At 37.7% G+C, this 20,369-nt stretch carries 16 protein-coding genes and 5 tRNA genes; 1 reads left to right on the top strand and 20 read right to left on the bottom strand.

The genetic code is table 11. The features are described from left to right. Positions 1–308 precede the first annotated feature (308 nt). From IX38_RS04190 to rplK, 7 genes are all read right to left on the bottom strand, one after another. Positions 309–2,906: a T9SS type A sorting domain-containing protein gene (locus IX38_RS04190; protein WP_084680192.1), complete on the bottom strand. Its 2,598-nt coding sequence runs from the start codon at positions 2,904–2,906 to the stop codon at positions 309–311. Between the two features lie 42 nt (positions 2,907–2,948). Continuing rightward, entirely contained in the window at positions 2,949–4,106 is a 1,158-nt protein-coding gene (locus tag IX38_RS04185) for a hypothetical protein (RefSeq protein WP_034702044.1), read from the bottom strand. A gap of 48 nt (positions 4,107–4,154) precedes the next feature. Then, complete coding sequence (locus IX38_RS04180) at positions 4,155–4,553, bottom strand: hypothetical protein (RefSeq protein ID WP_131368635.1); 399 nt, start codon at positions 4,551–4,553, stop codon at positions 4,155–4,157. A 271-nt stretch (positions 4,554–4,824) separates the two neighbouring features. After that, positions 4,825–5,193, bottom strand: a complete 369-nt coding sequence (gene rplL / locus IX38_RS04175; RefSeq protein WP_034702040.1) for a 50S ribosomal protein L7/L12 — start codon at positions 5,191–5,193, stop codon at positions 4,825–4,827. A 46-nt stretch (positions 5,194–5,239) separates the two neighbouring features. After that, a complete protein-coding gene (gene rplJ, locus IX38_RS04170) occupies positions 5,240–5,836 on the bottom strand; it encodes a 50S ribosomal protein L10 (protein WP_034702037.1) in 597 nt (198 codons plus the stop codon). 17 nt (positions 5,837–5,853) lie between these two features. After that, positions 5,854–6,546 (bottom strand): 50S ribosomal protein L1, encoded by a 693-nt coding sequence (gene rplA, locus IX38_RS04165; protein ID WP_034702035.1) that lies wholly within the window; start codon positions 6,544–6,546, stop codon positions 5,854–5,856. An 11-nt stretch (positions 6,547–6,557) separates the two neighbouring features. Beyond that, positions 6,558–7,004, bottom strand: coding sequence for a 50S ribosomal protein L11 (rplK, locus tag IX38_RS04160; RefSeq protein WP_034702033.1), 447 nt, complete (start codon positions 7,002–7,004; stop codon positions 6,558–6,560). 197 nt (positions 7,005–7,201) lie between these two features. Here rplK and IX38_RS21875 point away from each other — a divergent pair, with 197 nt between their 5' ends. Next, a complete protein-coding gene (locus IX38_RS21875) occupies positions 7,202–9,067 on the top strand; it encodes a BspA family leucine-rich repeat surface protein (protein ID WP_051884468.1) in 1,866 nt (621 codons plus the stop codon). Positions 9,068–9,230: 163 nt separating this feature from the next. Here the strand turns inward: IX38_RS21875 and nusG are convergent, their stop codons facing one another. The 13 genes from nusG to IX38_RS04090 all read right to left on the bottom strand — a co-directional run bounded on the left by nusG (position 9,231) and on the right by IX38_RS04090 (position 20,303). Next, the gene (gene nusG, locus IX38_RS04150; protein ID WP_034702030.1) at positions 9,231–9,773 is read right to left on the bottom strand and encodes a transcription termination/antitermination protein NusG; all 543 of its coding nucleotides are present in this window, start codon (positions 9,771–9,773) and stop codon (positions 9,231–9,233) included. Between the two features lie 17 nt (positions 9,774–9,790). Next, a complete protein-coding gene (gene secE / locus IX38_RS04145) occupies positions 9,791–9,997 on the bottom strand; it encodes a preprotein translocase subunit SecE (protein ID WP_034702507.1) in 207 nt (68 codons plus the stop codon). Positions 9,998–10,009: 12 nt separating this feature from the next. Continuing rightward, positions 10,010–10,080, bottom strand: a tRNA-Trp gene (locus IX38_RS04140). Positions 10,081–10,134: 54 nt separating this feature from the next. Further along, a complete protein-coding gene (gene tuf / locus IX38_RS04135) occupies positions 10,135–11,346 on the bottom strand; it encodes an elongation factor Tu (RefSeq protein WP_034702028.1) in 1,212 nt (403 codons plus the stop codon). A 314-nt stretch (positions 11,347–11,660) separates the two neighbouring features. Beyond that, the gene (locus tag IX38_RS04130) at positions 11,661–14,759 is read right to left on the bottom strand and encodes an efflux RND transporter permease subunit (RefSeq protein WP_034702026.1); all 3,099 of its coding nucleotides are present in this window, start codon (positions 14,757–14,759) and stop codon (positions 11,661–11,663) included. 269 nt (positions 14,760–15,028) lie between these two features. After that, positions 15,029–16,114: an efflux RND transporter periplasmic adaptor subunit gene (locus IX38_RS04125; protein WP_034702023.1), complete on the bottom strand. Its 1,086-nt coding sequence runs from the start codon at positions 16,112–16,114 to the stop codon at positions 15,029–15,031. Positions 16,115–16,116: 2 nt separating this feature from the next. After that, positions 16,117–17,358, bottom strand: a complete 1,242-nt coding sequence (locus IX38_RS04120) for a TolC family protein (RefSeq protein WP_084680190.1) — start codon at positions 17,356–17,358, stop codon at positions 16,117–16,119. Positions 17,359–17,487: 129 nt separating this feature from the next. Next, positions 17,488–18,852, bottom strand: coding sequence for an ATP-binding protein (locus IX38_RS04115; RefSeq protein WP_034702020.1), 1,365 nt, complete (start codon positions 18,850–18,852; stop codon positions 17,488–17,490). Then, the gene (locus tag IX38_RS04110) at positions 18,853–19,533 is read right to left on the bottom strand and encodes a response regulator transcription factor (RefSeq protein ID WP_034702017.1); all 681 of its coding nucleotides are present in this window, start codon (positions 19,531–19,533) and stop codon (positions 18,853–18,855) included. A gap of 323 nt (positions 19,534–19,856) precedes the next feature. Then, positions 19,857–19,928, bottom strand: a tRNA-Thr gene (locus tag IX38_RS04105). Between the two features lie 42 nt (positions 19,929–19,970). Beyond that, positions 19,971–20,043: transfer RNA gene (locus IX38_RS04100), tRNA-Gly, on the bottom strand. Between the two features lie 85 nt (positions 20,044–20,128). Then, positions 20,129–20,209: transfer RNA gene (locus tag IX38_RS04095), tRNA-Tyr, on the bottom strand. A gap of 20 nt (positions 20,210–20,229) precedes the next feature. Next, a tRNA-Thr gene (locus IX38_RS04090) sits at positions 20,230–20,303 on the bottom strand. Between the last annotated feature and the right edge of the window lie 66 nt (positions 20,304–20,369).

Below are 20,369 nucleotides of genomic sequence, written 5' to 3'. Positions count from 1 at the left end.
TAATCTAACTTCTAACTGCAACGCTGGTATATCTTTTCACAGCGTAATGCAAAATATTTTTACTTACTTTTGAGGCAGAATCCGCCGCAGTATCTATATATGAGAAACTTCTTTCATTATTCCATGAAAGAACTGATTTCCAATATTTTATAGATTTACAAACAATTATTCGCGCCAAAAGAGGGACAAAGGTACAAAATTTCATTCACATAGACAAATAAAACCTATTCATTCTGAGATCATTAAAACTCCAGTCATAAAAAAAAGCCGTCCCTAAGGACAGCCTTTCATTCTATAGAATCTGGAAATTATTTTACAATGATTTTATAAGATTTCATTGTTGACTTGGTTTCTATCTTCACAATATAAATACCTGCAGGTAATGAAGCTGTACTGATTTCAGCATTACCGGAGAATTTATCTGATTTGATCAACTGCCCCTGGGCAGAGAACAATGTATAAATTCCGCCTTCTTCAGATTTAACATTTAGGTTTTCACCTGATTTTACCGGGTTAGGATATACATTGATATCATTTGAAACTGAAGTAACATCAGAGTTAGCTATTCCTCTTGCAGCCGATCCACCATTCTTGGACAGGGCAGCATTAGGAGATAGCGGAGAATTAGGCGATCCTCTTTTCACAAGATCTGTATCTACAACAGCCTGGATACCGTCTTTATCAGTATCATTAATTCTGGAAATAAATCCTGAACCAAGATCATCTAAATTACCTTTTCCAATAGCATACAGATCATAATCGGTACCGTTAGACATTAAATCAACGAAATCCGGTGTATTATCTCCATTGGTATTTTTAAGAGGATATTTCAGAATTCCTGAATCCGGTGTAGTTTCCAAGATATCTGCAAAACCATTATTTCCTACAGCAACTCCGCTGTCGATAATACCGTTATGATCTGCATCAATCTGGTTGACTACTGAAGTAGGAATACCTGATTCAAATAAATCCAAGATGCCATCATTATCAGAATCCAAATCTAAATAAGCAGCAATTCCATCTCCTAATACCGGAGTCACAAAAATGTTTCCTTCTATATCATCATCATCAAACAGACCATTTCCATTAAGATCTTCAGCAGAATCCAAAATACCGTCATTATCAGAATCTAAATCACATGCATCCACAGTTCCGTCACCGTCTGTATCAATATTAGGAGACTTGTCATTTACCGCCGTACATCCTTCTGCACAATCCGGAATACCATTACCGTTGCTATCAATGCTGTCATTACCGTTAGGGCACTGATCGAAGCAGTTTGCCACTCCATCGTTATCATCGTCTCTGCTTGCAAACGCATTATAGATATAATAGTTCTGAGGAAAACGCACCCCTGTACCACTGTGGAAAGTAATTTTCATACGGTTGAAAGGCTTGGTTGCCTTACCTCCTACATAAAATTTATTAGAATCCGTAGTGAAGAAATTACCACTGAATAAACTCCCAGTACTGGTGAAAACATCTGTCTGGGTATTATTATTGTAAAGTGTTACCGTAATATTTTCAAGTACACTTACCCCGATTAAATTCGCAGCTTTTTCTAATGTGAATCCCGCATAAGTATTGGCAGGAAGCACATTATTGCTGCTTACTGTAGCATACGCCGAGAAAATACTCAAGAGTGAAGCAGCCGGAATAGTTGCTGTAGCATAATTGGATGTGTTGGTATCTACAATAGCTCCCGGATCTACCATTTTTGCTAAAATAAGACCAAAAAGTCCAGGACCGGAAGTCCAGTTACCTCCTGTTACCAGGTTTCCTGCAATTGCAGAACCACTTGTCTGAATTTTATCATTACAGTCGCAAGCTGCAGGCTCTTCAAATGCATAGTACACTTTTAAAGATCCAAAATTAACACCTAAAGTCTGCGTAACTTTTAAACGCACTTCGTTAAAAGGCTTGGAAGCTGTAAGGGTAACTTTCTGTTTTCCTGAACCAAAACCTAAAACTTTAATGTTAATCAATCCACCACCATCAGATAATGCTCTGGAATCCTGTAATTTACCATATAGATAAGTTTCTACAGTAATGTTTTTCAGGAATTCTGCGCTTAAAAGCTTTCCTTCATCATCCGGAGAAATCACAAAACCTGTTTTGTTTCCCGCAGGATAAATCTGGTTTTTGTCTAATACTCCTACTGAATAAGATCCAAGAAGCCCGGCAGGCAATACAATAGATCCGTAAGAATTTTTATCACCGTCTCCTATTCTTTCTTTATTCTGAATGAAAGAAAGAGGAGCAAGGAAACTGCTGCTTCCGGATATATTACCATCTACACCGCTTCCTGCAATAATATCATCACAGATACCATTATTGTCAACAGGAACTTTAGCAGGATCAAATGCAAATGCATAATACACATTCATTGCACTGAATACAGAGAGTACGTTAGTTTGGTATAACCTTACTTCGTTAAATTCTCTTGTTGTTCTTAAATGCAGGAAGATTCTGTTCTTACTCCCTCCGAATGCAGGAACAGATAACAATGTACCACTGGTAGTCGTTTCCTGAAGTACACCGTTTTTGTACGTGCTGATTCTTAATGAGCTCAAAAGTTCTGCTGTGATGAAGCTTGTCCCCAAATCCACGTTAAAACCAGTGATATATCCTGCCGGATAGGTAGTATTTGTGTTTTTCACAGATATACCGTTTCCGCTTAACAGGGAAGCAAAGTTCCCCATACTTACACTATTGTCTAAGTTGGCATCCACTACCGGATTCATACTTCCGTTATAGCATGCCAGACAAATACCTGAATTGTTTACAGGTTTAGCTTCTACACCCATCCCACGGATAGGCTCATACCCTTTCTGAGCAGATATCGCCGCTGACATCATAAATATCAACAGCATTACTGCAAATTTCTCGAATAATTTTTTTGCCATTTTTTTGTTTTTTGTTTTTATTAAGGTTTGTGTTATTTTTAATTAGTATAAAGCTTTCCAGTTAGTTCCATTACATCCTTCATGGACATGCTGGGAAACATTGTACCTGATCGCACCTTCTTCAAGTGAAGAGCAGCCCGCATTTGCACCGGAAGCAATTCCTTTCATCTGGATGGCAGCTCCTGTTGTGATATCAGCCGTAGGTATCATATTAAGCCCCACAATTGTGGTCGCTGCATTTCCCTGACCAAAAAAGATATGTGATTTGTTAGCATATACCGACTGGTCATTAGCACTTACCGTACCGCTGAATCCGAACACCATAGATTGGGCAGTTGCATTTGCAGTATTGGCGCTACCAAAAGCATAATTATTAGCACCTACTGTATTTCCGCTTCCTATGGCATATCCATTTGAATAATTCTGGTTTCCAAAAGCAGCACCAAGTCCATAATTATAATTTCCAAAAGCTAATGCGTTTGCTCCATTCAGATTTTGTACAGTCCCATCGCTGAGTCTCACGCCATTATTATTTCCGATAGCTTTGGCTCCATTAACTAAATAATTATTGTACCCTATTGCTGCACCCGGGAAATTCGGTCCCTGGGCAGAAACAGTATTGCCTCTACCTAATATAACATTGGAAGATGCTGTATTGGATAGTGTGTTGTTTGATCCCCATACAAAGGAAGCATACGGTCCCGAAGTGCTGTTATTACCACCCTTAAAAGTTCCGTCAATATCTAAAATTCCTTTTACTGAATTAGCTGTAGCAATTACCAAATTCTGGGAATCTTTTGTTCCTAAAAAATCTCCGGTCGAAATGGCAGCTCCCACCGCACCGCTGGCGGCAGTAATTCCTGAATTTCCGGTGGTATGCCAGTCTGAAGGTGTAATAAACACCCATATTGTCCCATTAAAATAATAATACCCCGGAGCCGTTACGTTAATCGTCGAACCGGAAGGAGTAGCATCAATGGTCGTTACATATACTATAGCTCCTGTTTGAGCAGAAGCATAAGTCTTGGCAGTCAGTTGTGTCAATGAAAGCCTTGGCGCAATAATACCATCAGGTTTAGTTCCCGGAAACCCTACCACATCCAATGTAGCCTGAGGAACACCTGTATTAATTCCAACCTGTGCATTTATGAGATATCCTGTAAAAGATAAGACCGCGAGTGTTAATAATTTCTTTTTCATTAAAATGATATTTGTTGTTTTTTTTATGTTTTAGAGAGGAAAATCTTTTTACACCCGAATAAAGAGCGGCAATATTGATTTCGTTAAAGTAATTGGTAAATACCTATCTCTGGCATAATCAGATTTGGGATCCTTAATTATAAAATCGAAACCGTTCAAAACCTTTTGGATCTTCAGTAAAACATAAGGTTTTTGCTGCAAAGTTTCCAAATCACTGTATAATAGAGAATTAATACCTGAATCTAACTTAGAAATACGGCCAACATCAGGAACCTTATCTTTTTTTGAATTTTCTGTGGGGTCACCTGTTTTATAAAGGCAGTATGATAGTACAGTAGAATCCTGTACTGCTAAAGATGTACTGAGAGTTCCTATCTGCCATGCAAACAGCATACTGATACAATATGCTATGGCACAGCCATAGAAGATAAAGTAACTTCTTTTCAAATGATGTGTGTTTTTTCGATACAAATATAGTAAATTTATAATGAAAACGCATTTTAAATACTAATTTTTAAATAAAAACAAATATATTAGTAAATAATAAACAATAAAAAATGCAAATATTCATTGAATATATAAAAATAATAAAATATGAAATCATATAAACTAAACATATTAAAATACGATTACCAATTGTATGAAACGTTAAAAATACGGCACAACAAAAAAGCCCGGACATTACTGTCCGGGCTTCGTATTTTATAGTAAACTGAAATTATTTCAATTCTACTTCAGCACCAGCTTCTTCTAATTGCTTCTTAAGAGCTTCAGCTTCGTCTTTAGAGATTCCTTGCTTGATAGCAGCAGGAGCTCCGTCTACGATGTCTTTAGCTTCTTTAAGACCAGCACCAGTTAAATCTTTTACCAATTTAACGATAGCCAATTTAGAAGCACCAGCAGACTTAAGAATTACATCGAATTCAGTCTTTTCTTCAGCAGCTTCACCTGCACCACTTGCAGCAACTACTACAGCAGCAGCAGCTGGCTCAATTCCGTACTCATCCTTAAGGATAGCAGCTAATTCATTTACGTCTTTTACTGTTAAGTTTACTAGCGTTTCAGCTAAATTTTTTAAATCTGACATTGTTGTAATGTTTTTGTTGATTATTTATTTAATTTTTTGAGAGTAATTATTCAGCAGCTGGCGTTTCGTCAGTGCTTTCTGCAGCAGGAGCTTCCGGAGCCGCCTCAGCAGGAGTTTCTTCCACAGCAGGAGCAGCAGCTTCTTCAGCGCCAGCCTCTACAGCTTCAGATTTGTTTTGAAGAGCAGAAACAACTCTTTGAATTGGAGACTGAAGTAATCCGATGATTTCACCGATCATTTCTTCTCTTGACTTAATGCTTACTAAAGCATCAAGATTGTTGTCACCAACATAGAAAGTTTCCTGTACAAAAGCAGACTTCAATGCCGGCTTCTCTTCTTTTTTTCTAAAGTCTTTGATTAATTTTGCCGGAGCGTTAGCCGTTTCAGCAATCATTAATGCAGAGTTCCCTTTGAAAGTCTGGAACATTTCAGAGAAATCTACTCCGTCAATTTGTTCCATTGCTTTTTGCAAAAGTGTATTTTTCACCACTTTTACTTTAATATTCTGCTTGAAAGCCTGTCTTCTGAAGTCAGAAGATTTAGCAGCGTTCAAACCGTCTAGATCTGCTACATAAACTACTTTTGCATCCTGAAGCAAGTCTTTGATCTCTTGTATCGCTACAACTTTTTGGTCTTTTGTCATTGTCTTAAGGATTATAATTAGTTAACAGATTTAGTATCAATTGCAATACCAGGGCTCATTGTAGAAGACAAGTAAATGCTCTTCACATAAGTACCTTTAGCAGCAGTTGGTTTCATTTTGATCAATGTAGAAATTAATTCCTGAGCATTTTCCTTGATTTTGGCAGCATCGAAAGATACTTTACCAATACCCGCGTGGATAATACCGTATTTGTCTACTTTGAAATCAATTTTACCAGCCTTTACTTCAGTTACTGCTTTACCAATTTCCATAGTTACAGTTCCTGATTTAGGGTTAGGCATAAGACCTCTTGGACCTAATACTCTACCTAATGGACCTAATTTACCCATAACAGCCGGCATAGTAACGATAACGTCAACATCTGTCCAGCCTTCTTTTATTTTTTGTAAATATTCGTCTAGACCTACATAGTCTGCTCCAGCTTCTTTCGCTTCAGCTTCTTTATCCGGTGTAACCAATGCTAAAACTTTAACATCTTTACCTGTACCGTGAGGAAGAGATACTACACCTCTTACCATTTGGTTTGCTTTTCTTGGATCTACACCCAATCTTACAGCGATATCTACAGAAGCATCAAATTTTGTAGTGTTTACTTCTTTTACAAGAGCAGAACCTTCTTCAAGGTTATAGATTCTTCCTTTTTCTACTTTGCTTAAAGCTTCCTTTTGCTTTTTAGTCAATTTTGCCATTTCTATTAGTTTTAAGCGTTAAAAGTTGGTTTAGTTCCTGTTACTCTTAATCCCATAGATCTAGCAGTACCTGCAACCATAGAAACTGCAGAATCCATTGTAAAGCAGTTAAGGTCAGTCATTTTATCCTCAGCGATTTTCTTCACCTGATCCCAAGACACAGAACCTACTTTGTTTCTGTTTGGTTCTCCGGAACCTCCTTTGATCTTAGCCGCATCCATTAACTGAATTGCTGCAGGTGGAGTTTTAATAACGAATTCAAAAGATTTGTCCTCGTATACTGTAATTACTACAGGTAAAACTTGCCCTGGCTTATCTTGGGTTCTCCCGTTAAATTGCTTACAAAACTCCATGATGTTCACACCTGCGGAACCCAATGCCGGGCCTACTGGTGGAGAAGGGTTAGCTGCGCCACCTTTCACCTGAAGCTTTACCATTTTAAAGACTTTCTTAGCCATTTTTAATTTTTTTAGTTTGAATAATTAATGAGTTTGGAAGCATTTATTATTCAGCAGATTACCGACTCACATACAGTAAATCTACTTTTCGGACTGCAAAATTATGAAATATTTTTGAATTAGCAAACGGAAAGTGTTGATTTTTAGAAAGAATTGATAATATTTTTTTTTATTTACATTTACAAAAACAAAGTCCTATGAAACTGAAATTTTTACTTTTGAGTATATTTTTAATGTTTTGCTGCATTATTAAAGCACAAAATGAATTTATTACAGTATGGAAACCAAGCAATACAGGCCCACTTCCCACATCAAGCACATCAACTCAGATTCTATTTCCCGGAGTAGGAACCGGCTACAAAATCTATTGGGAAGAGGTTGGCTATCCTACCCATAACGGAATATTGGATAATGTAACCACATTACTTAACAATCCTCTTTTAATTGATTTCGGAAGCTCTCTGAATCCTGTACCTGCGGATGCCACCTACACTTTAAAAGTAAGTAACGGAAATGGCAACTTCCACCGTATCTGCTTTTATTCACCTTCCGCACCCTTACGCGGAGACATTTACAAAATCACTGATGTGTCACAATGGGGAAATATTAACTGGTCCAGTATGGAAAATGCTTTTTTCTACTGTGAAGAAATGGATGCTACAGCAACAGATGTTCCTTTTTTGGACAATGTAACCAATATGGCAGGCATCTTTGCAGGGTGCTACAAACTTGTTGGAAATTCGTCTTTCGGCAGTTGGGATGTCTCTCATGTGACCAATATGAGCCAAAGCTTCTATTTTGCTAAAAAATTCAACCAGCCCATCAGCACCTGGGATATTTCCAATGTCACCGATATTTCATATATGTTTGTTTATACTGAACTATTTAATCAGCCTATAGGCGACTGGAATACATCCAATGTAACCAATATGGCAGGGATCTTAATGGCTTCCCTTCAGTTTAATCAGCCTCTTGCCAGCTGGGATACTTCTAAGGTAACCAATATGAGCCAAATATTTCATGATGCTCTTGCATTTGATCAGCCTATTGGAAATTGGAATACGTCCCTGGTAACCAATATGTCATATATGTTTGCCGGAACAGAAATGTTTAACCAGCCTATCGCCAGCTGGAATACATCCAATGTAACCAATTTACAATATATGTTTGCCAATTCTTTTAAATTTAATCAACCTATCGGAAATTGGGATACTTCCAAGGTAACAGATATGACCGGAGTCTTTAGCAAGACCAAAGCCTTTAATCAGCCTATCGCAAACTGGGATACTTCTAAGGTAACCAATATGATGGATATGTTTGCACTGGCAGAAAAATTCAATCAACCCATCGGAAACTGGAACACTTCACTGGTTACCAACATGAGCTATATGTTTACTCAGGCCTTACTTTTTAACCAGCCTATCGGAAACTGGAGTACTTCCAATGTCAGCAATATGCTTTACATGTTCACAGATAACCCTATTTTTAATCAGCCGATCGGAAATTGGGATACTTCCGCTGTAACAGATATGCGCCATGCGTTTAAAAATGCTGCCGCTTTCAACCAGGATTTAAGTAACTGGAGTTTATATTCCGTTACGCAATTAAATTCCATGCTGGATTTCTCAGGATTATCCTGCGCCAATTATAATTCCACATTACAGGGCTGGGCAGGGAGTCCTTCCACCCCAAACAATTTAACTTTAGGATCTTCCGGTCTGGTGTACTCTACTCCACAGGCTTTAGCAGCCAGGAATACCTTAACCGGCTTTAAAGGCTGGACCATCACTAATGATGCTTACAATACAGAATGTAATGTACTTGCAACATCTGAAGTGAATAAAAAAACAGATTTAACGATCTATCCGAATCCTGCCAAAAACACATTATTCTTTTCAAAAGAGTTAAGAGATATTGAAATTTATTCGGCAGACGGAAAACTTTTAAAGAGGAATTTTAAAGGAAATAGTATTGACATTCCTGAATTACTAAAAGGACTCTACATTTTAAAAGCGAATGATAATTCGGGGAATTCAATATCAAAGAAGTTCATTAAAGATTAAAACAATAAACCATAAAATGAAAGGGCTTCCATCAAGGAAGTTTTTTTGTTTTTTATTGTGTTTAAATCCTATCAGAATTCAAGTTGATCATAAAATTAAAATTTCATTGAGAGCAAAAAAAAGACCGCTAAACAGCAGTCTTTATATATTTTTAAAGTATGAATTATACTTTTTCCACTTGCATATAGCTAAGCTCCATTGGAGTTTTTCTACCGAAGATCAGTACAGAAACTTCAATTTTCTTCTTATCTTCAAGAATTTTCTCAACAGTTCCGTTGAATCCATTGAAAGGTCCGTCAATTACTTTAACGTTTTCACCTACAATGAATGGGATCTCAACATCGCTTGCAAACTCTGAAAGCTCATCCATTCTTCCGAGCATTCTGTTTACTTCAGACTTTCTCATAGGAACAGGATCTCCTCCTTTCGTTAAACTCAGGAAAGATATTACTCCCGGGATGTTCTTAATTGCGTGAGGAATTTCACCCATCAGATCGGCTTCGATCATCAGGTAACCAGGATAGTAAGGCTTCTCTTTAGGAACTTTTTTTCCGTTTCTGATCTGAATAACCTTTTCCATAGGAATAACCACCTGAGTAACGTACTGCTCAAACCCTAAACGTTTGATTTCTGTCTCAATATAGTTTTTCACTTTATTTTCCTGTCCGCTGATTGCTTTCAGCACATACCATTTCAATTCGCTCATTATGGGAAAACACTTTTTTAGTTGAACACGTTAATTAGCATTCCTATTATGTTGCTGATTGCTTTCGAAAACAATTCATCAACTCCAAAGGTAAATAATGCCAAAATCACTGTAGCAATAGTTACTACAATAGTAGAAGACTGAAGATCAGCCCACTTTGGCCATTCAACTTTATGTCTGAATTCGTTATAAGAACCTTTTAAAAAATCGACAAATGAACTCATAATTATTATTTGCACGGGCACAAGGATTCGAACCCTGATCAACGGTTTTGGAGACCGGTATCCTACCATTGGACGATGCCCGTAGATAAAAAGCTTCCGAGAGTTTCCTTCCGGAAGCTTTATTTATTTTAAGATAATTAGTCTAGGATTTCAGTAACCTGACCTGAACCAACTGTTCTACCTCCTTCTCTGATCGCAAATCTAAGACCTACGTTAAGAGCGATTGGCTGTAACAATTCTACAGTGATCTCTAAGTTATCACCAGGCATTACCATTTCTACACCTTCTGGTAAGAAGATCTCACCTGTAACGTCAGTAGTTCTTACGTAGAACTGAGGACGGTATTTGTTGTGGAATGGAGTGTGACGTCCACCTTCTTCTTTAGAAAGGATATAAACAGAAGCCTTGAATTTTTTGTGTGGCTTCACAGAGTCTTTCTTAGCGATTACCATACCTCTCTTGATGTCAGTTTTTTCAATACCTCTCAACAATAGACCTACGTTATCTCCAGCTTCACCTCTGTCTAGGATTTTTCTGAACATCTCAACTCCTGTAATAGTAGAAGTTAATTTTTCTTCACCCATACCGATGATATCAACAGGATCACCTGTATTGATGATACCAGCCTCGATTCTACCAGTTGCAACAGTACCTCTACCTGTAATAGAGAATACGTCTTCGATTGGCATCAAGAATGGCTTATCAGTATCTCTTGGTGGTTGCTCGATCCAAGTATCAACAGCATCCATTAGTTCTTCAACACTTTTGAACCACTTATCTTCTGTGTTAACAGGAGTTGCAGTAGCTGCAGTAAGTGCACCTAGTGCAGAACCTTGAATTACTGGAGAGTTATCTCCATCAAAATCATAAGTAGACAATAAGTCTCTAAGCTCCATTTCAACAAGCTCTAATAACTCAGCGTCATCTACCATGTCAACTTTGTTCATGAAAACAACAATTCTAGGTACGTTTACCTGACGGCAAAGCAAGATGTGTTCTCTAGTTTGAGGCATTGGTCCGTCAGTTGCAGCACATACTACGATTGCACCGTCCATCTGAGCAGCACCAGTTACCATGTTCTTTACGTAATCCGCGTGACCTGGACAGTCTACGTGAGCGTAATGTCTATTTTCAGTTTCGTACTCGATGTGAGCCGTATTGATAGTAATACCTCTTTCTTTTTCTTCAGGAGCAGAGTCAATAGAAGAGAAATCTTTTTTCTCAGCAAGACCTTTGCTAGCTAATACAGCAGAAATAGCCGCTGTAAGAGTAGTTTTACCATGGTCAACGTGACCAATAGTACCAATGTTCAAGTGTGGTTTGTTACGATTAAACGTTTCCTTTGCCATGATTTAAAATTATTTATTTTATTATTTTTCAATTTTTCGGTGTGCAAATATAATGATTTTTTAAATACCAAAACCTTTTTCTTGAAAAAATTTCAATATTCAAATCAAAGAAGCACTAACCTTATATTTCAATGTATTGAGACTGCAAATTTACACAAATTTCCGGATTGAAAAAAAAATCATAAACGTTTTATTGAAAGCATAAAGTATCTGACTAATTCTGAATACGATAGAATGTACATTATTATCATACCGGGAAGGGCGGAAAACTTTGTTTTCCGCCCTTCCATTAATATATATAGATAGAAGAATAATCAGATCTGCTGTGATTTTCTGGTTCTGTTGAAAATCCAGAAGATGATCGGAAATATCAATAATGTTAAAACGGTTGCTGTAACCAATCCCCCGATAATTACAATGGCCAGAGGTTTTTGGGATTCCGATCCGATACCTGTGGACAGGGCTGCAGGCATTAATCCTATCGAAGCCATCAAAGCCGTCATAATTACAGGACGCGTTCTGGATCTTACACCATTTAATATCGCATTATCCAGACTCAATCCGTTCTTGACATTCTGGTGGAATTCCGTGATAAGAATTACCCCGTTTTGAATACAGATTCCAAGTAAAGCAATCATCCCTACTCCTGCTGAAATTCCGAAGTTCATTCGGGTGACATGAAGAGCGATAATTCCTCCAATTAATGCAAAAGGTACATTCGCCAATACCAATAAGGAATCTTTCATGTTTCCAAAAAGGATAAACAGTAGGAAGAAAATCCCTAAAATACTGATCGGAACTACTTGCGCCAATCTGTGGGAAGCTCTCTGCTGGTTTTCAAACTGACCTGTCCAGCCAATAGAATAACCGTCCGGAAGATCAATTTTTGCCACCTTTTTTTGCGCATCGGCAATCGTACTTCCCAAATCCCGGTCACGAATCGAGAATTTAACCCCGATATAACGTTTGATATCATCTCTGTATATAAATGCAGCTCCGTTATCTTTAACGATGGTACTGATCTCTTTCAAAGGAATTTTTGAGCCGTCCTGTGTAGGAACCATCAGTGCTGCGATGTCGTTTTCATCTTTTCTGTATTCCTGAGAATATCTTAATCTGATCGGGAATTTTCTTTCTCCGTCAAACATTTCCGAAGCTGTTTTACCTCCGAAAGCCATTTCCAGAACGGATTGTGCATCATCGGGCATTACTCCGTAAGCCGCCATTTTATCTCTGTCCAAGACTACACTTACTTCCGGCTGACCTATATTTTTAATAATTCCGGGATCTTTTACTCCGTCAACATCTTTAATCTGCTTTAAAACCTCATCAGCCAATCTATCCAGCGTCTGAAGGTTATCTCCGTAAATTTTAATTCCGTTTTCGGCTTTAAAACCTGCGACCGCCTCGGCAACGTTATCGGAAATCGGTTGGGAATAATTAAAGGTGATTCCCTGATAGGTTCTCAGTTTTTTATCAATTTCTTCAATTAACTGATCATAACTGATGTTTCGTTTCCATTCTTCTTTAGGCTGAAGATTGACGGCAAACTGTACAAATCCAAATCCGTTCGGATCGGTTCCGTCGTTACTTCTCCCCGTTTGTGCGAGGACATCCGTGACTTCAGGAAAGCTCATGATGTCTTTCTTTAAAAGATCGGCGGTTTTTAACGATTCCTTTAATGATGAGCTCATCGGCATTTCTGCTGTGATCCACAATGAACCTTCATTTAATTGCGGCAAAAATTCCGTTCCTAAAAATTTTCCTGAAAATAAGGTCACCACCAAGAATGAAATGGCAACAATTAAGCTCATTTTTTTATGTTTAAAAGTATAGTTGAAGCCTTTCAACACAATTCTGTCCCAAAAATTCACAAACGGATTGTTTTTTTCTTTCACATTTTTATTTAAGAGGATATGTGAAAGAACAGGAACTAAAGTCAAAGTGAAAATCAAAGCACCGATTAAAGCAAAACCTAATGTAAAAGCCAATGGTGAAAACATTTTACCTTCCACTTTCTGGAATGAGAAAATGGGAATTAATGAAGTAATGATAATTAATTTTGAAAAGAAAATCGCTTTTCCCAAACCTGTTCCGGTTTGTTTGATCCACCCGCCTTTTGCCATTTTATTAAACTTTTCCGGTCCGTATTTATGGGCTTTGTGGTCGAGCATGACGAAAAGTCCCTCGACCATGACGACGGCTCCGTCAATGATAATCCCAAAATCGACGGCTCCGAGTGAGAGTAAATTGGCACTCATTCCCGCCAGTTTTAAACATAAAAATGCAAATAATAAGGATAGCGGAATGATAATGGAAACAATTAAAGTCGTTCTCCAGTCTGCCATAAAGATCAAAACGATGACTGTCACTAAAATAATTCCTTCGATAAGGTTGTGCATTACAGTATGCGTCGTGAAATCCATTAAGTTGTCCCGGTCGTAGAAAGTGACCATTTTTACATCTTTCGGAAGGATTTTTTCGTTGAGTTCTTTAATTTTAGCTTTCACTCCGACCAATACTTCACGCGGATTTTCGCCTTTTCTCATTACAACGATACCTTCCACCGTGTCTTCATGATTATTCAGTCCGGCCTGCCCTACTCTCGGCATTGAACTTTCGTGAACTTCGGCAACATTTTTAACTAAAACCGGGTTTCCGTTGTCATTTTCAATGGTAATATTTCCAATATCATTAATGGATTTTACCAAACCGATTCCTCTTACCACATATGCCTGTCCGTTTTTCTCAATGACATCTCCACCAACATTTAAGTTGCTTTTTGTCACGGCATCGTAAACCTGAAGCGGCGTCAGGTTGTATTTATCCAATGCTCTCGGATCAATACTTAATTCAAAAACTTTATCCTGGCCTCCGAAAACATTGATATCTGCAACTCCGGGAACACCTCTCAATGCTCTGTCGATCACCCAGTTTTGCAGGGTTAGTAATTCCCGGGAATCTTTCTTTTTACTTTCTAAAGTATACCGGAAGATCTCACCGGTGGGCCCGTAAGGCGGCTGAACTTCGGGATCTACCTCATCAGGGAGGCTGACTGTCCGCAATTGGTTATTGACCTGGTTCCTGGCAAAAGTATCATCTACCCCATCATCAAAAAGAATTTTCACAATGGAAAGCCCGAACATCGTGGTACTTCTCACACTGGTTTTCTTCTGAACCGGGCTCATCGCCAATTCGATAGGTGTTGTAACAAATCGTTCAACTTCTTCCGCGCTTCTCCCATTCCATTGGGTGATGATGACAATCTGGGTATTGGTGACGTCAGGAAAGGCTTCAATGGGCATATTTTTGAAGCTTATAAACCCTGCAATGGCCAAAATAGCTACCCAGATAAAGGTAAATGCCTTGTTTTTTAACGAGAAAGCAATTATATTTTTAATGAATTTATTCATGATAAATTTTTTGAAGATGATTTTAAACGCAAAGAGCGCAAAGGTTTTTTTGACAAACTATACGTTTTTAAGTTCGCAAAGGCGTTTCACTTAACTAAGTCCGCTGAGTCTGAACCATTAAGGCTATGTAAGGAGTTAAGAATTATTAAGAATTCGCAAGCGAATTGGATAAGACTGAATTCTTAAAAATATCTTTAGGTGTTTTTCTTAATTAAACTTAACTTCTTAAATAACCATTTTCAATAATTCTTAATGGTTTAAAATCAATTTTAATTATTCAAAGAGCGGTAAATCAACAATTGGTTATTGGTTATTACTTCTTCTCCTTCAGACAGGCCTTCGGAAACATAAGTGATGTCACCGACCTGTTTTAAAACCTTTATTTCTTTCACCTTCACATCTGTTCTGGATTTATAAATCACTACAAAACTTCTGTTATCATCAAAAATTACCGCTTTGGAAGGAACCGTCAATGCCGTATTGTTTTCTGAGCTTGTGACTTTTATTGTGGCTTTACTTTCAGGAATTAATAATCCGTTTGCATTATCCAGAACTACTCTCGCCTGCATCGCATTGGTTTGCGGATCGATAATTTTAAATATTTTATCAATTTTTCCGTCAAAAACTTTGTCCGGGTAAGACAATGTGGAAACCTGCGCTTTCATTCCCAAACTGATTTTTTCAATGTCAGATTCGTTCACGTTCATGATCGCCCAGACATTGGTTGTATTTGCCACATCGAAGATATTATCGCTTCTGTCGCTTCTCAGCTGCATATCTTTATTGATATTTTTCTGAACGATGTAACCGCTGATCGGAGCCACAACACTGTAAATATTTCCCTTCTTCACATTATAAACCGTACTCACCGCACCTGCCCTCTGCATTTGGTCCTGAGCTTTCTGCAATTGGCTTTTGGCTTCCAGCACATCTCTTTCGGTATTCAGTTTTCCTTCGTACATTTCCTTTGCAACACGAAGGTTGTTTTGAGCAACAACCAAATCCGTTTTCGCATCGCTTACATCTTTCTGAACTTCTGCCAGCTCCGTACTTCGTATGGTTGCCAAAACCTGTCCTTTCGTCACATGATCTCCCAACTCCACATTTACACTTAAAACATTTCCTCCAACCAGCGGATAAACATCGATATAGCTGTTTTTATCTGCCGATATTTTTCCGTAAAAATTATAATCGTCTTCTATATTTTTTTTCTCAACTTTTGCCAAAGAAATCGACTTTAGCATTGTATTGCTCAATTCAAAACCTTTTTTTGCCTGTGGTTTTACCTCTTCTGCTTTTTTTGAGCAAGACAAAATCAACAAGGCAATACTTATCAGGATTATATATTTTTTCATGTTTAATAGAAGATTTTCGTTTGTACTAATTGATTCAATTGTTCCGCCGACTGGATGATCTCGTTTTTCATGTCGTAGATCTGAAGGGCGGTTTGCCGGTAGCTTTCCATGAAGTCTGTAAATTCAATAAGACTTACGTTTCCGTTTCTGAAATTTTTCAGTATTCCGTTGTAGACCAGATCCAGATTATTAAGATCTGTGGATTTTATTTCGGCTAACTGATCGTATTGTGTTTTCCAGGTTTTGTAAGCAGATTCAACCTTAGTTTCCAAATTCAATTTCTGGAAATCTGCATTTTTCTGATTTTGTTGAATGGCGAAATTTGCTTTCTCAACATTTCCCTGATTACTTTTCCATAAAGGCAATGGAATTCCGACCATCAGATTGGCTTCATTTTTAAAAGTTCCCCCGTTTTGGTCCCAGCCAACTCCAACATTTAAATCCGGAACATTCAGAGATTTCTGCCATTGAGAATATAATTTGCTGTTATCTATCAGTTTTAAATTATACTGATAATCCGAATTATTTTCCAGTGCTTTTTTCTGTAATTCAGTTTCATCACCGAAAGGCTGGGCAGCAAGAATATCTTTTGCCTCAGCATCAGAAATCTGTGGTTCTATATCGTCTGTAATTCCAGTTAAAACCTTTAAAGTCTGTTCAAATCCAAGAATATTCTTATTGATTCCAAGCTTATCATTGTTTAGCTGAATAACAATACTCTGAAGCCTCACTTCATCTTTTAAAGACACGTTCCCTTTGGCTGACTGTATCCTGTAAGCCGCTAAAAGATCGTTCATATACCCCAATTGTTTATTGGTATTTTCGAGCTTTAAATTTTCGTAGTAAAGGTTGTAGTATGTTGTATGAAGCTGGGTTTTAAGATCAACCAACAGTTGAGAAAACTGTAGCTGGGCCAATTCTTTATTTGATTTCGCAAAGGCAATCTCGTTTTTCTTTTTGCCTCCCATGTAAATTAACTGGGTTACCTGTGCCCCTTTTGCGTGTCCTATATCAAAGACTTTTCTGGCTTCAGGATTATAGGCGTTAATTTGTCCGCTCAGTTGCGGAAGCTCCCAGATTTTAGCCTGTAAGATATCCGCATCAGCCATGTTGATGCTGTATTGTTCGGCGAGGAGTTGTAGATTGTTTTTTTGAAAAGCCTCTTCACAATCCAAAAGTGACATTTTCTGTTGTCCCGCCACGAATGAGGAAATGGCAATAAACAGTCCTGCAATTTTGTTCATTTTTTCAATTTTATGATACAAAATTGCCTTTCTGCCATTAAAATGAACTTAAATGACGCTTAAAAAAAAATTAAATTTGGATAAATGAGCTAAAACCAACTCATTCATGTTGATACCATCTCCTGCGTATTATTTATTAAAAACAACGCTGAATTTATTCACCTTTTCATCGGGAGAAGAATATATAATTTCGGCACCGTGATATTCAAGGATTCTTTTGACGATTCGCAGACCAAGCCCTGAACCGGAAATATTCTGAGAATTATTTCCGCGCATGAAAGCTTCAAACAATTTTGGCTGTTCCTCTTCCGGAATCGTATTTCCGCGGGAAACGACATCTACGATGAGATCTGTATGGTTCTCTGTAATCAAAACATCGACTTCCATATTGTCAGAATATACCGCCGCATTTTTAAATAAATTAATGAAAACAATATCCAGCAGAGATTGGATTCCTTTTATTGTTAAAAGTCCGTTTTCAGCAGTCTCTTCGGAAATAAGGAAATCCATTTTAAGATTGGGATAACTTTTTTCAACGGCTTCGTAAGATTCAAAAATCACCTCATCAATTCTCACTTCTTCATATAAAGTCTGAATATTTTCTTTATCAAATTTGGTTAACAACAATAAAGAATTCGTTAAATCTGATAATTGATAAACATCTTTCTGAATTTGCTTTAAAGAAGTTAATGTTTCCGGTGTATGCTGTTCAAGTTTAATTAAATTTTCAAGCTGAAAAGCCATTCTGGTGATCGGCGTCCGGATCTCGTGGGAAGCACTTGCCGTAAAATCTTTCTGAGACTGAAAAACATCATCCAGCCTTGCAATCATCGTATTGAAGGATTTTGCAAGAACGTTGATCTCATCATTGGACTCCTGAACAGGGATCTGCGTGGTCAGTTTATGAGCCGTGACTTCTGAAATTTCAGTATTCAGATCTTCTAACGGACGCAGGAACCGTCCCATGAAATAATAACTGAAAAATCCGATCAGAAGGGTGCTCATCACATAAGCCGTGATCAAAAGATATTTAAGGTATTCCAGTTTCGATTTTCCATTGCTATCAAGAGCACTGGTAAGGATATAATAATTTTCTCCGTTGATGTTCCGAAGTGCTGCATAAATCTCAGGAACAGTTTTTTCAGTGTATATGATCTTCTTCTCGTCCAGCTCTTTAAGAAGACTGCTGTCCCAAGTTACATTCCTGTCTTTAATTGTACTGTAGATCAATTCTTTATCTCCATTGAAAATTAAGATGGTTTCATTAAGGAGAATATTGTCTGAGTTTTCGTTAAAAAAAATAGGGGCTTCTTCTTCAAAATTTTTAGACTTTGAAATAAAGTGTGAAGTAAACTCAAGGCGCTGCCTGAACCGTTCTTTGAATTCATCTCTTCTAAAATCATTAAAAGACAGGTAGATCACCGCCATCACCATTGCAAAAAGCAGTGAAAAAGCGATACTGATCGTTAATGCTATCTTCCTTTTTAAAGACATCTATAATGGGCTTAGGTAATACCCGAAACCGGAACGGGTATGGATAAGTTTAAGTTTAAAATCTTTATCAACCTTCTTCCTCAAAAAATTAATATAAACTTCCACGGTATTGGTATTCGTATTGAAATTATGTTCCCATACATGCTCTGTGATCTGCTGTTTGGAAACGGTTCTTCCCTGTGCTTCGGCAAGATAAACCAACAGCTGAAACTCTTTAAGGGTAAGCGCGATTTCATTACCTGCCCTATACACTTTCTGCTCGGTTTTATTGATGATAAGGTCATCTATCCTGATGATATCCTGATCGGCAGCGTCAGACGGAGATTTTCTTCTTAACAGCGAATTGATCCTCAGCAGCAGCTCCTCAAACTGGAAGGGCTTTACCAGATAATCGTCGGCAAGCCTGGTAAAGGCATCTTTTTTATCGGAAATATCACCGTAAGCCGAAATGATGATGATGGGAGTATTTTTATCGAAAGAGCGGATCGTCTGGCAGACATCCAGCCCGTTGATTTTAGGAACATTGATATCGAGCAGATAGAGCTCATAAGTATTGTTCCTGATCTGGCGGAGAAAGGTTTCTCCGTCATAGATTTTATCACAGGTAAAGCTGTTCGATTCTAAAAACCTGCAGAGTTCCGCCGAAAGAATGAGGTCGTCTTCCAATAAAAGAATATTCATCAAAATCTTATTTTATACGAATTTAACGAAATTTTTATGTTCTCATACCATGTATTGAAAGCAGATAACTATATTTAATTTAATTTTAAGCTAAATTTTTCCACTGAAAAAGGGAGTAATATTATCTTTTTGCCGTAGGAGGATAAAAATAATCTGATAAAAGTAATGCAACTTTAACTCATTAAGCTTCTTGTAAAGTCTTCGATGCAAAGTTGTCAACAATTCACATTTTAAGAAATAAAGAAAATGATCAATCAAAACTTAATAGGATGATCTTAAATTGAGGGCAAAAAAAATCCCGAAGAAAATCCGGGATTGTATTGAGCCAACTACGGGACTTGAACCCGTGACCTCTTCCTTACCAAGGAAGCACTCTACCGCTGAGCTAAGTCGGCATTGAAGCAAAAAAATCACACTAATTAGCATGATTTTCTTTGAGCGGAAGACGAGGGTCGAACTCGCGACATTCAGCTTGGAAGGCTGACGCTCTACCAACTGAGCTACTTCCGCAATTTTGTTTCCAAAATTATTGGTAACGCTGTGCAAACTTAGGAAAAATCCTTTAGATACACAAGTTTTTGTATAATATAAAATGTGGGGAGAGCAGGATTCGAACCTACGAAGCCGAAGCAACTGAGTTACAGTCAGTCCCATTTAGCCACTCTGGAATCTCCCCAGATATTTTATATTAAATTGAGCCTCCAGAGGGACTCGAACCCACGACCTGCTGATTACAAATCAGCTGCTCTAGCCAACTGAGCTATGGAGGCATAATAAAAAAGAATTCAAAAGATCACTGTTCCCTTTTTGCGAGTGCAAATATAGAACGGATTTTT

The organism is Chryseobacterium luteum (genome assembly GCF_000737785.1).
GTDB lineage: Bacteria > Bacteroidota > Bacteroidia > Flavobacteriales > Weeksellaceae > Chryseobacterium > Chryseobacterium luteum.
The sequence above is the reverse complement of the archived record's forward strand: the minus strand, read 5'-3'. Positions and strand labels throughout refer to the sequence as shown.